Consider the following 12,856-nt stretch of genomic DNA (forward strand, 5'->3'; position numbering starts at 1 on the left):
CCGTTTTTGGCCGGGTGGTACTGCTTTGCCGGTTATCCTTGGGCTGGGTTGCGCCGCTGGGTTGCTCTTTTTCTGCTCATCATTTGTGCAAAGGTGTTACCGGGGAGCGCCTTTGGTGCGTTTGTAAGTGAGTATTTCAGTAATCTGCACTTGGCACGGCAATTTGATGGCCTTTCGGTCAAGCCTTGGCACTATGCCCTGCAAGCCGCGCCGTTATTGGCCGCTGAAGCATTTCAGACGAAAGCGATTCTCACCTGGCCCAGTTATTGCCATCTGGAAACCACTGAATGCAGCGTTGCCCACTTTCATCCCGGGCGTGCTGGCAGTCATTCGTGTAGTCCACCTCCTTACAAAGGTAGTTTTATGAGCGGTAACAATTCCAATGACCTCGCTCAGGGGCTCAAGCAACGGCATGTGACCATGCTGTCCATTGCCGGTGTGATCGGCGCCGGCCTGTTCGTCGGCTCCGGCCACGCCATCGCTGCTGCCGGCCCGGCCGTGCTGCTGGCCTACGCCGCCGCCGGAACCCTGGTGGTACTGGTGATGCGCATGCTCGGTGAAATGGCGGTCGCCTCGCCGGACACCGGCTCGTTCTCCACCTATGCCGACCGCGCCATCGGGCGCTGGGCCGGTTTCACCATCGGCTGGCTGTACTGGTGGTTCTGGGTCCTGGTGATCCCGCTCGAAGCCAACGCCGCCGCGGCCATTTTGCATGCCTGGTTCCCGTCGGTGGACCTGTGGGCATTCTCCCTGATCATTACCCTGGCGCTGACCATCACCAACCTGTTCAGCGTGAAGAACTACGGTGAGTTCGAGTTCTGGTTCGCCCTGCTCAAGGTGCTGGCGATCATCGGCTTCATCGTCGTCGGTTGCGCGGCCATGTTCGGCATGGTGCCGAGCAGCCAGGTCAGCGGCGTCAGCCACCTGTTCGACACCCAGGGCTTCATGCCCAATGGTCTGGGCGCCGTGCTGGCGGCCATGCTGACCACCATGTTCTCGTTCATGGGCACCGAGATCGTCACCATCGCCGCCGCCGAATCGAAGGACCCAGGCAAGCAGATCAGCCGGGCCACCAACTCGGTGATCTGGCGGATCTGCCTGTTCTACCTGGTGTCGATCTTCCTGGTGGTGGCCATGGTGCCGTGGAACGACCCGACCCTGGCGGAAAAAGGCTCCTACCAGACCGTGCTGAGCCTGATCGGCGTGCCGAACGCCAAGCTGATCGTCGACATCGTCGTGCTGATCGCCGTGACCAGCTGCCTGAACTCGGCGCTGTACACCTCCTCGCGCATGTTGTTCTCCCTGAGCAAGCGTGGCGACGCCCCGGCCATTGCCCAGCGCACCACCAAGGCCGGCACCCCGCACTGGGCGGTGCTGTTGTCCACCGCCGCGGCCTTCCTGTGCGTGTTCGCCAACTTCCTGGCCCCGGCCGAGGTATTCGAGTTCCTGCTGGCCAGCTCCGGCGCTATCGCCCTGCTGGTGTACCTGGTGATCGCCGTGTCGCAGCTGCGCATGCGCGCCCAGCGTGAAGCCAAGGGCGAGAAGATCTCGTTCAAGATGTGGATGTTCCCGGGCCTGACCTGGGCGACCATCGCCTTCATCGTCGCCGTGCTGGTGGTGATGGCCCTGCGTGAGGATCACCGTGCCGAGATCATCGCCACGGCCATTCTCAGCATCGGCGTGGTAGCCGCCGGCTTGTTGGTGCACCGCAAGCGTGGCACTGCCGCGCGGGTGGCGCTGGATAGCTGATCTGCTGGTTGAATGAAAAGGCCGCGCCCTGTGAGGGGCGCGGCCTTTTTGTTTGCCTGGGCGGGCCTTGTTCGCCGGCAAGCCGGCTCCTACGCGGCGCGTGTGTAGGAGCCGGCTTGCTGGCGAACAGGGCCCGGAAGGTCAGCCGAACTGCTTCTGCTGTTGCTGCTGCTTGGCCACCACTTCCGAGGCAGTAACGTAGGCATCCTGGAACTCGTCGCTCTCCAGCCAGGCCATGGTCGCGTCCTCGTCGGCGCCGTCGAGCCATTTGCGGTAGGCGGTGAACACCATGACGATGTAGTCGGTGGCGTGTTCTTCCTTGTGGCCCTTGAGTACCAGTGCCAGCAATGGGTCGACCAGGAACACCGAGATCATTGGCACCAGGCCGTTTTCCTGGGCTTCCTTCATCTTGTCGAACAGGCTGTTGTAGCTGCCCGATTCCATGGCCTTGTTGAACACCTGCTCGACGCTGGCGCTGTCGCCGGCGCTGGTCTTGACCGCCTGGCCGCTGCGCACCATGCGGTTTTGCTTGGCCTTGGTGGCGGCGCGCTTGGCGCGTTTCTGTTGTTTGCTGTTGGTGGCCATGGGCGGCAGGTCCTTGGGGTAACGGGTAAAGGCGCGTATTGAAGCGTAGTTGCCAGGGAAACCCAAGGGGGATTCGAGATCGCCGGGGGCGCCATGCGCCCCTTTCTCGACACAAGGCCGCTCCTACAGGCGATCGCGTAACCTCTGTAGGAGCGGCCTTGTGTCGCGAAAGGGCTGCGCAGCAGCCCCTGGGGCTTAACTGACCAGCACCGCCGGCTCGTCTTCCTCGAACCCTCGCGAGGCGCGCCCGACCAGCAACGCATCCGGCGCATGCGCCACGCTGTGGTCCTTGCCTGGATAATCCAGCGAATGCAGGAAGTAGCGGATGCAGTTGATCCGCGCGCGCTTCTTGTCATCCGATTTGATCACCGTCCACGGCGCATCGGCGGTGTCGGTGTGGAAGAACATCGCCTCCTTGGCCGCGGTGTAGTCCTCCCACTTGTCCAGCGACTTGATGTCGATGGGCGAGAGCTTCCAGTGCTTGAGCGGGTCGTCGCGCCGCGAGATGAAGCGGCGCAGCTGTTCCTCGCGGTTGACCGAGAACCAGAACTTGAACAGCAGGATGCCGCTATTGCACAGCATGCGCTCGAGGTCCGGCGCCTGGCGCATGAATTCCAGGTATTGCAGCGGGGTGCAGAAGTCCATGACCTTCTCGACCCCGGCGCGGTTGTACCAGGAGCGGTCGAAGAACACCATTTCACCGGCGGTGGGCAGGTGCTGCACATAACGCTGGAAGTACCACTGGCCCTTTTCCTGCTCGGAAGGCTTCTCCAGGGCGACGATGCGCGCGCCGCGCGGGTTCAGGTGTTCCATGAAGCGCTTGATGGTGCCGCCCTTGCCCGCAGCATCGCGGCCCTCGAACAGCACGACGATGCGCTGGCCGGTCTCCTTCACCCAGTTCTGCACCTTGAGCAGCTCGATCTGCAGCTCGTGCTTGGCCTTCTCGTAGTCCTGGCGGCGCATGCGCGTGCGGTACGGGTAGTTGGCCGGCAGGCGCGCCGAGGTGCTGTCCTCGCTGCTGCCCTTGCGCGCGTTGGCCACTTCCAGGGCGGCGGGTTGCTGGCTTACCTGGGTGATGGTCTCTGGCGCGGCGGTGCTGGCGGCGGGCTTGCGCTGGCGTGGGCGGCGCGTGCGCGGAACGGGTTTGACGCTGCTGGCGCTGTCGCTTGGCGACGGCAGGGGGAGGGTGGCGGATTCTTCGCTCATGGAGGTCCTTGCGGGGTCGTTCGAATGTCCACCTGTCATCCTAGGAGCGCAGGGCGGGTGGCTTTTTGATATCGATCAACCGCGGGTGAAGGAGCGTGAGACAAAAATCGCAGGCAACAAAAAACCCGCACTAGGCGGGTTTCTTGTGTCGCTTCGGGTAACTTTGCAACCACCAGAAGCTGAAGGTGGTGCCCAGAGACGGAGTCGAACCGCCGACACGAGGATTTTCAATCCTCTGCTCTACCGACTGAGCTATCTGGGCGACGGGGTGAATTAAATAGATTTTCTCAGAGGCCGTCAACGACTTTTTTCAAAAAAATTTAAATTAATTCCGTCGCTTACGATTTTTGAGGTCAATTCGAGGGTGGCACGTAGCCTTCGGCCTGTGCGTAATCCTCGCCGGCGAAGAACTTGTCCATCTCGGCCTGGATGAACTTGCGGTCCTCGGCGTTCATCATGTTCAGGCGCTTCTCGTTGATCAGCATGGTCTGGTGGTCCTGCCACTCCTTCCAGGCCTTCTGCGAGATGTGCTCGAAGATGTCCTGGCCCTTGGCGCCCGGGTAAGGCGGGCGGTCCAGGCCTGGGAGTTCTTCGTTGTACTTGCGGCACTTCACGGTGCGGGTCATGGCTTGTCTCCTGCAATCAGTTCGTCGGCCGCGCGTTGCAGCAGCTTCTTGACCGGGGCGGCGAGGCCCAGGCGCGGCGGGGTGGCGAGGTTATACCAGAGCCAGTCGGGCTCGGCCACGTGCGCGCCGACGGGGTCGACACGCACCAGCCAGGGTTCGATCGCCAGCTGGAAGTGGCTAAAGGTGTGGGTCAGGCCTGCCAGGGCCTGGCGGTCGTTCAGGCGCAGCCCGTGCTGGTAGGCGAGGTCGTCGAGCTGTTCGAGGTTGTCCAGCTCCGGCAGGCTCCACAAGCCGCCCCACAGGCCGGTGGAGGGCCGGCGGTAAAGCAGGATCGCGCCTTCGTGGTTGGTCAGCAGCGGCATCAGCGTCTTGCGCTGGGGCAAGGCCTTGCGCGGCTTGGGCTCGGGGTAGCGGGTCTCTTCGCCGTGCAGGTGCGCCTCGCAGCCGCGCTGCAACGGGCAGATCAGGCAGCTGGGCTTGCTACGGGTGCACAGCGTCGCGCCCATGTCCATCATCGCCTGGGTGAAGTGGTTGACCCGGGTCATCGGGGTGAAGCGCTCGGCGCTGGCCCATAGCTGGTTGGCCACCTTAGGCTCGCCGGGGTAGCCGGCCTGGGCGGTGAAGCGGGCCAGCACGCGCTTGACGTTGCCGTCGAGGATCGGCGCGCGAATGCCCATGCTGATGCTGGCGATGGCGCCTGCGGTAGAGCGGCCGATGCCGGGCAGCTCGGTGAGCTGCTCGACGCTGCGCGGGAACTCGCCACCATGCTGCTCGACGACGATCTTCGCGGCCTTTTGCAGGTTACGCGCGCGGGTGTAGTAGCCCAGGCCCGTCCACAGGTGCAGCACCTCGTCCTCCGGCGCCTCGGCCAGCGCCTGCACGGTGGGCAGGGCTTGCATGAAGCGGTCGAAGTAGTTGAGCACGGTGCTGACCTGGGTCTGCTGCAACATGATTTCGGAGACCCACACCCGATACGGGGTGATGCCCTGTTGCCAGGGCAGGTCATGGCGGCCGTGCTGGTCGTACCAATCCAGCACGGCGCTGGAGAACTGCTGAGGGCTCATCGTTTGAACAGCCCCTTCAGCGCGTCCTTGAGTTCCGGGCTGACCTTGTCGCCGAGTTTTTCTTCAAGCTTCTGGTCGATCTTGTCTTTCAGGCGGTTGCCGGCCAGCTTGGCGGCGACCTTGCCCAGGCCGTCCTGGTCCAGGCGACAGGCCTTGGCGCCGAGCTCCAGCGGGCCGCGGCAGCGCAGCGGCACTTCGACGCCGACATAGCGTTCGTTGACCTGGCAGGCCGGGTCGGGCATGGCGCGCTGGTCGCCTTCGACGACCACGCCGACGTTGTAGTCCATGCCCAGCACGCGCAGGTCTAGGTCGCCGTGGCCGTTGACGGTCAGGCCCGGAATACGCGCCTTGAGGTCCGGGTTGCTGGCCACGCCGTTGCGGATCACCAGGCTGCCGCGCAGCTCCTGGAACGGCGTGTCCTTGCCACGCGGCTCGCCGCTGAGCTGCTTGCGGTTGAGGGTGGCGATGGCCTGGCACAGTTGCTGCTCCAGGTTGGCATTGACCAGCACACCGTCGTTGATGGTGAAGCTGGCGTTGCCATTGAGGGTGTCGACCAGCGCCTTCTGGCTGTTACCGGTGGCGGTGAGGTCGCTGTTCAGGGTCAGCAGGCCCTTGACCGGCGGCGGCTGGTCCGGGCTTTCGCGCTTGATGAAGTGCTCAACCGGCACGCGGTTGATCTTGGTGTTGATGCCGAGCTGCGGCACGGCCGGACGCACGTCGACGCTGCCCTTGGCTTCGAAGGTGCCGTTGTACAGGCCGCCGCGCAAGGTCTGCAGGGTCAGCAGGCCGCCTTGGCCACTGGCGTTGAGCTGGGCATCGCTGATCGGCAGCTTGTTCAGGGTCAGCGCGCCGAAGGCCAGCTCGGCCTGCAGGTCGAGGGCGCGCAGGCGGTCGACTGGCAGCAGCTTGTCGGTGCTCCAGGCGACCTGGGTCGGGGCGTTGGGCAGCGGCGTGGAGCCGGCGCCGGCCACCGCCGTGGCCTCTTGTTGCTTGACCTCGGCCTGGCGCGCGGCGCTGGCGCCCTTGGCTTGTTCGCTCTTGGCCGGCAGGTAGCGGTCGGCGTCGAAGGTGTCGCCCTTCAGGCGCACGCGCAGGGCCTGCTTGGCGAAGTCTTCCACGGCCACGCGGCCGCTGAAGGTACTGTCATCCAGCTTCACCGCCAGGTCTTCGAGGGCCAGGCTGTTCACCGTGCCTTGCAGGCGCGTGACCAACTCCAGCTTCTTGAACGCGGCTGGGTCGGCGGTGGCCGGCAGCGGGTGGCCGATGCCATCGAGGAAGGTGCGCAGGTCGAACTGGGCGATGGACAGGCCGCCGCTGACCTGCGGCGTCTTGTCGAGGTCGCGCAGGTTCAGCTCGCCCAGGGCGCGCAGCTGGTTGGCCGAGACCTTCAGGCCGCTCCACGAGGCGACGTTGGCGGCCAGGTCCACCAGCACCTGGCCTTGGGCGGCGAAGGTCATGGTCTTGCCGGCCAGCGGCTCGCCCGAGGTTTCGCCAGACAGGCGCATGTCCTCGAGGTTGTAGCGCTTGAGCTTGCGATCGAAGCGCAGCTCGCCGGTCAGCTCGGTTCGTGCCTTGAGGTTTGGCTGGCTGGCGCTGAGGAAGGCGCTGGCCTTGAGCGGGATGTTGGCGCCTTCGTGGACCGGCCCGGTGCTCAGCTGGATGCTTTCGGCGCTGTAGCTCTGGCCGGCTTTCTCGTCGGTGTACTGCACCCGGGCGTTGTTCACGGTCAGGCTGTCGATGTCGAGCTTGACCGCGCGCTCGCTGGTAGCAGGCTTGGCCGCTTCGCTGGCTGGCGTTTCACCTGGCGTGGCGGCTGGCGCGCTGGCCTCGGTCGGGTCGGGCAGCGGCTTGCCGATGTCCTCCCAGTTGCCATGGCCGTTGGCGTCGCGGGTGAGAGTCAGGTTCAGGCCTTCGACGCGCACGTCGCTCATTTGCACTTCGCGGCGCAGCAGGGGCAGCACGCGCACGGAGAGCCCGAGCATCTGCAGGTCGGCGAAGGGCACCTTGGGGTTGTTCAACGTGGCGATGCTCGCCTCGTGCAACTCCAGGCCCAGCCAGGGGAACAGGCTCCAGCCGATGTCGCCGTTGAGGGTCAGCTCGACGTGGGCCTTGTCACGGGCCAACTGGCGGATTTCGTCTTTGTAGTCGTTGGGATCGAAGAGGTGGCTCAGGGCGAAGCCCAGCGCCACGATGATCAGCAACAACCCGAGAAGCCCCAGCCCCAGGATTTTGCCGAACGCTTTCATGGGCGAGTCCTTGTAGTCCGAAAGTGAAATTCAGCGGCGAGTATAGCGCCGTGGCGCCTGGCTCTGCGCATTCGACGTTTCGACCGTGCGTGGGTGGACCGGTTCGCCGGCAACCCCGCTCCTGCCGAACCCCCTAGGAGCCGGCTTGTCGGCGAACCCGGTTGCAATACCGTTTCAGTTGTCGAAAAAAACACGATATCAGATTGCTTTCATGTCACCGCCTGCTGGTAATCTTGCGCCGCCCGTGGAGCCCCCGCGACCCATTGTCGCGGGCGATGCCGCAAACGGCCGGGCTGCCTTGCGTGCAGCCAATTACAGAGCCGTCCACGCGCATAGCCCACCTACAAAAGGAACAATCCATGAATAGCAGTATCACGGCGGGGGCAGTGGCGAGTGCGCCAGGCTTCCTGTCGAAGGAGCGCATCATCGCCCGCCCGGGCTTCAACCGCTGGCTGGTGCCGCCGGCGGCCCTGGCCATCCACCTGTGCATCGGCATGGCCTATGGTTTCTCGGTGTTCTGGTTGCCGCTGTCCCAGGCCCTGGGCGTCAGCGCGCCGGTAGCCTGCGCCGCCGACATGGGCTTCGTCGCCCGCCTGTTCAGCGCCGAGTGCGACTGGCCGATCTCCATGCTCAGCTGGATCTACACCCTGTTCTTCGTGTTCCTCGGCTGCTCGGCCGCGGTGCTCGGCGGCTGGCTGGAGCACGCCGGCCCGCGCAAGGCCGGGCTGGTTTCGGCGCTGTGCTGGTGCGGCGGCCTGCTGATCTCGGCGATCGGCGTGAAGACCCACCAGCTGTGGCTGATGTGGCTGGGCTCGGGGGTGATCGGGGGGATCGGCCTGGGCCTGGGCTACATCTCGCCGGTGTCGACCTTGATCAAGTGGTTCCCGGACAAGCGCGGCATGGCCACTGGCATGGCGATCATGGGCTTTGGTGGTGGCGCCATGGTGGGCGCTCCATTGGCCACCGCGCTCATGGGCCACTTCGGCAGCAGCACCGAGGTGGGGGTATGGCAGAGCTTCGTCGCCATGGCCGCGATCTACTTTGTGTTCATGACCGCCGGCGCCCTGGCCTACCGCGTGCCGCCGACCGGCTGGAAGCCTGAAGGCTGGACGCCGCCGGCGAAAAAGGCCAACGCCATGGTCACCGACCGCCACGTGCATGTCAGCGTGGCCTGGAAGACCCCGCAGTTCGCCTTGGTGTGGCTGGTGCTGTGCCTGAATGTCTCGGCCGGCATCGGCATCCTTGGCATGGCCTCGCCGCTGCTGCAGGAAGTGTTCGCCGGCAAGCTGCTGGGCAACGAGCTGACCTTCAGTGAGCTGAGTGCCGCGCAGTTGGCGCAAATTGCCGCCATCGCCGCTGGTTTCACCGGCCTGCTGAGCCTGTTCAACATCGGCGGGCGGTTCTTCTGGGCGTCGTGCTCGGACTACATCGGCCGCAAGAACACCTACTTCGTGTTCTTCGCCTTGGGCGTGGGGCTCTACGGCCTGATTCCGAACCTTGGGCACCTGGGCAACGTGGCGCTGTTCGTCGCGGCGTTCTGCATCATCCTGTCGATGTACGGCGGCGGCTTCTCGACGGTGCCGGCCTACCTGGCGGACCTGTTCGGCACGCAGATGGTCGGCGCGATCCATGGTCGCCTGCTGACCGCCTGGGCCGCTGCCGGCGTGCTCGGCCCGGTGCTGATCACCTACCTGCGCGAGGCGCAACTGGCGGCGGGCGTGGAGCGCGCCGCGGCCTACGACATGACCTTGTACATCCTCGCCGGCCTGCTGGTGCTGGGCTTTGTCTGCAACCTGCTGGTGCGGCCGGTGGCGGACAAGTACTTCATGACCGACGCCGAGCTGGCGGCCGAGCGGGCGCTGAGCCATGACAAGGGCGCCGACTCGGCGCGCGCGCTGGAGTGGCATGCGGCGCCGGGCAGCCTGCCGCTGGTGCTGCTGGCCTGGGCGGTGGTGGTGATTCCGCTGGCCTGGGGGGTGTGGGTTACCTTGCAGAAGACGGCTGTCCTGTTTCATTGATTGACAGCGCAGGTTCGCCGGCAAGCCGGCTCCTACGGGGTGATGCAATGCTCGTAGGAGCCGGCTTGCCGGCGAACTGCCGGTTGTATAGACCTGTAGCACTGTCCCACCCCCGTAATTGCTAGCCCTGCCATATGTCATCCGCGTTTCAAGCCGGCGCGTTCTGGGCCTATAATGGAGCCCTTTTCGCCTAATGATTTTGCGGAGCTGGTGATGGTCGAACGTAAGGCTTCCGTCGAGCGCAATACCCTGGAGACCCAGGTCAAGTGCTCGATCAACCTCGATGGCAGTGGCAAGGCCCGATTCGAAATCGGTGTGCCTTTCCTTGAACACATGCTGGACCAGATCGCCCGCCATGGGCTGATCGATCTGGATATCGAGTGCAAGGGCGACCTGCATATCGACGATCACCATACCGTCGAGGACGTCGGCATCACCCTGGGCATGGCGTTCGCCCAGGCCATCGGCGACAAGAAAGGCATCTTCCGCTACGGCCACGCCTACGTGCCGCTGGACGAAGCGCTGTCGCGGGTGGTCATCGACTTTTCCGGCCGCCCTGGCCTGCAGATGCACGTGCCCTACACCCGTGCCACCGTGGGCGGCTTCGATGTCGACTTGTTCCAGGAGTTCTTCCAGGGCTTCGTCAACCATGCCCTGGTGACCCTGCACATCGACAACCTGCGTGGCCACAACACCCACCACCAGATCGAAACCGTGTTCAAGGCGTTCGGCCGCGCGCTGCGCATGGCCATTACCCTCGACGAGCGCATGGCCGGGCAGATGCCGTCCACCAAAGGGTGCCTGTAAATGCAGACGGTAGCCGTAATCGACTATGGCATGGGCAACCTGCACTCGGTGGCCAAGGCCCTGGAGCATGTAGGCGCCGGCAAGGTGCTGGTGACCAGTGACGCCGCGGTGATTCGCGAAGCCGACCGCGTGGTGTTCCCCGGCGTTGGCGCGATCCGCGACTGCATGGCCGAGATCCGCCGCCTGGGCTTCGACAGCCTGGTCCGCGAAGTCAGCCAGGACCGTCCGTTCCTCGGCATTTGCGTGGGCATGCAGGCGCTGCTCGAGCACAGCGAGGAAAACGACGGCGTCGACTGCATCGGCCTGTTCCCCGGCCAGGTGCGCTTCTTCGGCAAGGACCTGAAGGAAGACGGCGAGCACCTGAAAGTGCCGCACATGGGTTGGAACGAAGTCAGCCAGACCAACGACCACCCGCTGTGGCATGACATTCCGGACCGCGCGCGTTTTTATTTCGTGCACAGCTACTACATCAATGCCGGCAAGCCGAGCCAGGTGGTCGGTCGCGGCCACTATGGCGTCGATTTCGCCGCCGCGCTGGCCGAGGGCTCGCGCTTTGCCGTGCAGTTCCACCCGGAGAAGAGCCACACCCATGGCCTGCAGTTGCTGCAGAACTTCGTGGCCTGGGACGGACGCTGGTAAATGAGCAGAGCGAAGACCAAGGCCCCGAGCATCACCCTGGCCCCCGAGCAGGAGCGCGAGGCGCTCGACACCCTCAAGCGCTTTCTCGAAGACCGCTTCGAGCTGCAACTGGGGTCGTTCGAGGTGGCCGAGGTCCTCGAGCTGTTCAGCAAAGAGATTGCACCTCACTACTACAACAGGGCGATTAGCGATGTTCAGCTGCACCTCAAGGAGCGGTTCGAGAGCATCGAAAGCGACCTGTGGGCGCTCGAGAAGCCCTGAATTCCAACGATTAGACAGGTTCCTCACATGCTGATTATTCCCGCTATCGATCTCAAGGACGGTGCCTGCGTGCGTCTGCGCCAAGGCCGCATGGAAGACTCCACGGTATTCTCCGACGACCCGGTGAGCATGGCCGCCAAATGGGTCGAGGGTGGCTGCCGCCGCCTGCACCTGGTCGACCTCAACGGCGCCTTCGAAGGCCAGCCGGTCAATGGCGAGGTGGTCACCGCCATCGCCAAGCGTTATCCGAACCTGCCGATCCAGATCGGCGGCGGCATTCGCTCGCTGGAAACCATCGAGCACTACGTCAAGGCCGGCGTCAGCCACGTGATCATCGGCACCAAGGCGGTCAAGCAGCCTGAGTTCGTCGCCGAGGCGTGCAAGGCCTTCCCGGGCAAGATCATCGTCGGCCTGGACGCCAAGGACGGCTTCGTCGCCACCGACGGCTGGGCCGAAGTCAGCTCGGTGCAGGTCATTGACCTGGCCAAGCGCTTCGAGGCTGATGGCGTCTCCTCGATCGTCTACACCGACATCGCCAAGGACGGCATGATGCAAGGCTGCAACGTGCCCTTCACCAAGGCCCTGGCCGAAGCCACCCGCATCCCGGTGATCGCCTCGGGCGGCATCCACAACCTGGGCGACATCAAGGCCCTGCTGGACGCCAAGGCCCCGGGCATCATCGGCGCCATCACCGGCCGTGCCATCTACGAAGGCACCCTCGACGTCGCCGAGGCCCAGGCCTTCTGCGACAACTACCAAGGCTGAGGAGCGACCATGGCACTGGCCAAGCGCATCATCCCTTGCCTGGACGTGGACAACGGCCGGGTGGTCAAGGGCGTCAAGTTCGAGAACATCCGCGATGCCGGCGACCCGGTGGAAATCGCCCGGCGCTACAACGAGCAAGGTGCCGACGAGATCACCTTCCTCGACATCACCGCCAGCGTCGATGGCCGTGACACCACCCTGCATACCGTCGAGCGCATGGCCAGCCAGGTGTTCATCCCGCTGACCGTGGGCGGTGGCGTGCGCACCGTGCAGGACATCCGCAACCTGCTCAACGCCGGTGCCGACAAGGTGTCGATCAACACCGCCGCGGTGTTCAACCCAGAGTTCGTGGGCGAGGCGGCGGACCGTTTCGGTTCGCAGTGCATCGTGGTTGCCATCGATGCCAAGAAGGTGTCCGGCCCGGGCGAAACGCCGCGTTGGGAAATCTTCACCCACGGTGGGCGCAAGCCTACCGGGCTGGATGCGGTGGAGTGGGCGAAGAAGATGGAAGGCCTGGGGGCTGGCGAGATCCTGCTGACCAGCATGGACCAGGATGGCATGAAGAATGGCTTCGACCTGGGGGTTACCCGGGCCATCAGCGATGCGCTGGGGATCCCGGTGATCGCCTCGGGTGGCGTGGGTAACCTGCAGCACCTGGCCGATGGCATCCTGGAAGGGCATGCCAGCGCGGTGCTGGCGGCCAGTATCTTCCACTTTGGCGAGTACACGGTGCCTGAGGCCAAGGCCTACATGGCTTCGCGTGGGATCGTCGTGCGCTGACAGATCGCCGGGAGGGCTTCGCCCTCCTATCGCGGCACAAGGCCGCTCCTACAGGGATACGCGTTCCCCTGTAGGAGCGGCCTTGTGCCGCGAAAGGGCCGCAAAGCGGC

General features: G+C 64.6%; 12 protein-coding genes and 1 tRNA gene. 7 read left to right on the forward strand and 6 right to left on the reverse strand.

The window, feature by feature from the left end:
- Positions 1-363 precede the first annotated feature (363 nt).
- Positions 364-1,749 (forward strand): GABA permease, encoded by a 1,386-nt coding sequence (gene gabP / locus ACODS5_RS02040; protein ID WP_489107789.1) that lies wholly within the window; start codon positions 364-366, stop codon positions 1,747-1,749.
- Between the two features lie 141 nt (positions 1,750-1,890).
- Here the strand turns inward: gabP and ACODS5_RS02045 are convergent, their stop codons facing one another.
- The 6 genes from ACODS5_RS02045 to ACODS5_RS02070 form a co-directional block, all read right to left on the reverse strand.
- Complete coding sequence (locus tag ACODS5_RS02045; protein WP_134689920.1) at positions 1,891-2,334, reverse strand: hypothetical protein; 444 nt, start codon at positions 2,332-2,334, stop codon at positions 1,891-1,893.
- Positions 2,335-2,529: 195 nt separating this feature from the next.
- The gene (ppk2, locus tag ACODS5_RS02050; RefSeq protein WP_134689919.1) at positions 2,530-3,540 is read right to left on the reverse strand and encodes a polyphosphate kinase 2; all 1,011 of its coding nucleotides are present in this window, start codon (positions 3,538-3,540) and stop codon (positions 2,530-2,532) included.
- A gap of 186 nt (positions 3,541-3,726) precedes the next feature.
- A tRNA-Phe gene (locus ACODS5_RS02055) sits at positions 3,727-3,802 on the reverse strand.
- Positions 3,803-3,893: 91 nt separating this feature from the next.
- Positions 3,894-4,166, reverse strand: a complete 273-nt coding sequence (locus ACODS5_RS02060; RefSeq protein WP_011536185.1) for an oxidative damage protection protein — start codon at positions 4,164-4,166, stop codon at positions 3,894-3,896.
- Positions 4,163-5,230, reverse strand: a complete 1,068-nt coding sequence (mutY, locus tag ACODS5_RS02065; RefSeq protein ID WP_134689918.1) for an A/G-specific adenine glycosylase — start codon at positions 5,228-5,230, stop codon at positions 4,163-4,165. Before mutY ends, ACODS5_RS02060 begins: the two co-directional genes overlap by 4 nt.
- Entirely contained in the window at positions 5,227-7,476 is a 2,250-nt protein-coding gene (locus ACODS5_RS02070) for an AsmA family protein (RefSeq protein WP_489107790.1), read from the reverse strand. The genes mutY and ACODS5_RS02070 overlap by 4 nt, the downstream gene beginning before the upstream one ends.
- A 359-nt stretch (positions 7,477-7,835) precedes the next feature.
- On the opposite strand from ACODS5_RS02070, the gene ACODS5_RS02075 reads away from it, so the two are divergent.
- From ACODS5_RS02075 to hisF, 6 genes are all read left to right on the forward strand, one after another.
- A complete protein-coding gene (locus ACODS5_RS02075) occupies positions 7,836-9,494 on the forward strand; it encodes an OFA family MFS transporter (RefSeq protein ID WP_134689916.1) in 1,659 nt (552 codons plus the stop codon).
- A 213-nt stretch (positions 9,495-9,707) separates the two neighbouring features.
- Positions 9,708-10,301, forward strand: a complete 594-nt coding sequence (gene hisB / locus ACODS5_RS02080) for an imidazoleglycerol-phosphate dehydratase HisB (protein ID WP_084941144.1) — start codon at positions 9,708-9,710, stop codon at positions 10,299-10,301.
- On the forward strand, positions 10,302-10,940 hold the full coding sequence (hisH, locus tag ACODS5_RS02085) for an imidazole glycerol phosphate synthase subunit HisH (protein ID WP_134689915.1): 639 nt from the start codon (positions 10,302-10,304) through the stop codon (positions 10,938-10,940).
- Positions 10,941-11,201, forward strand: a complete 261-nt coding sequence (locus tag ACODS5_RS02090) for a DUF2164 domain-containing protein (RefSeq protein WP_489107791.1) — start codon at positions 10,941-10,943, stop codon at positions 11,199-11,201. It begins immediately after the preceding gene.
- Positions 11,202-11,228: 27 nt separating this feature from the next.
- A complete protein-coding gene (gene hisA / locus ACODS5_RS02095) occupies positions 11,229-11,966 on the forward strand; it encodes a 1-(5-phosphoribosyl)-5-[(5-phosphoribosylamino)methylideneamino]imidazole-4-carboxamide isomerase (protein ID WP_134689913.1) in 738 nt (245 codons plus the stop codon).
- A 9-nt stretch (positions 11,967-11,975) separates the two neighbouring features.
- The gene (gene hisF, locus ACODS5_RS02100) at positions 11,976-12,746 is read left to right on the forward strand and encodes an imidazole glycerol phosphate synthase subunit HisF (RefSeq protein ID WP_008091498.1); all 771 of its coding nucleotides are present in this window, start codon (positions 11,976-11,978) and stop codon (positions 12,744-12,746) included.
- Positions 12,747-12,856: the final 110 nt, after the last annotated feature.

The organism is Pseudomonas sp. FG47 (assembly GCF_057809115.1).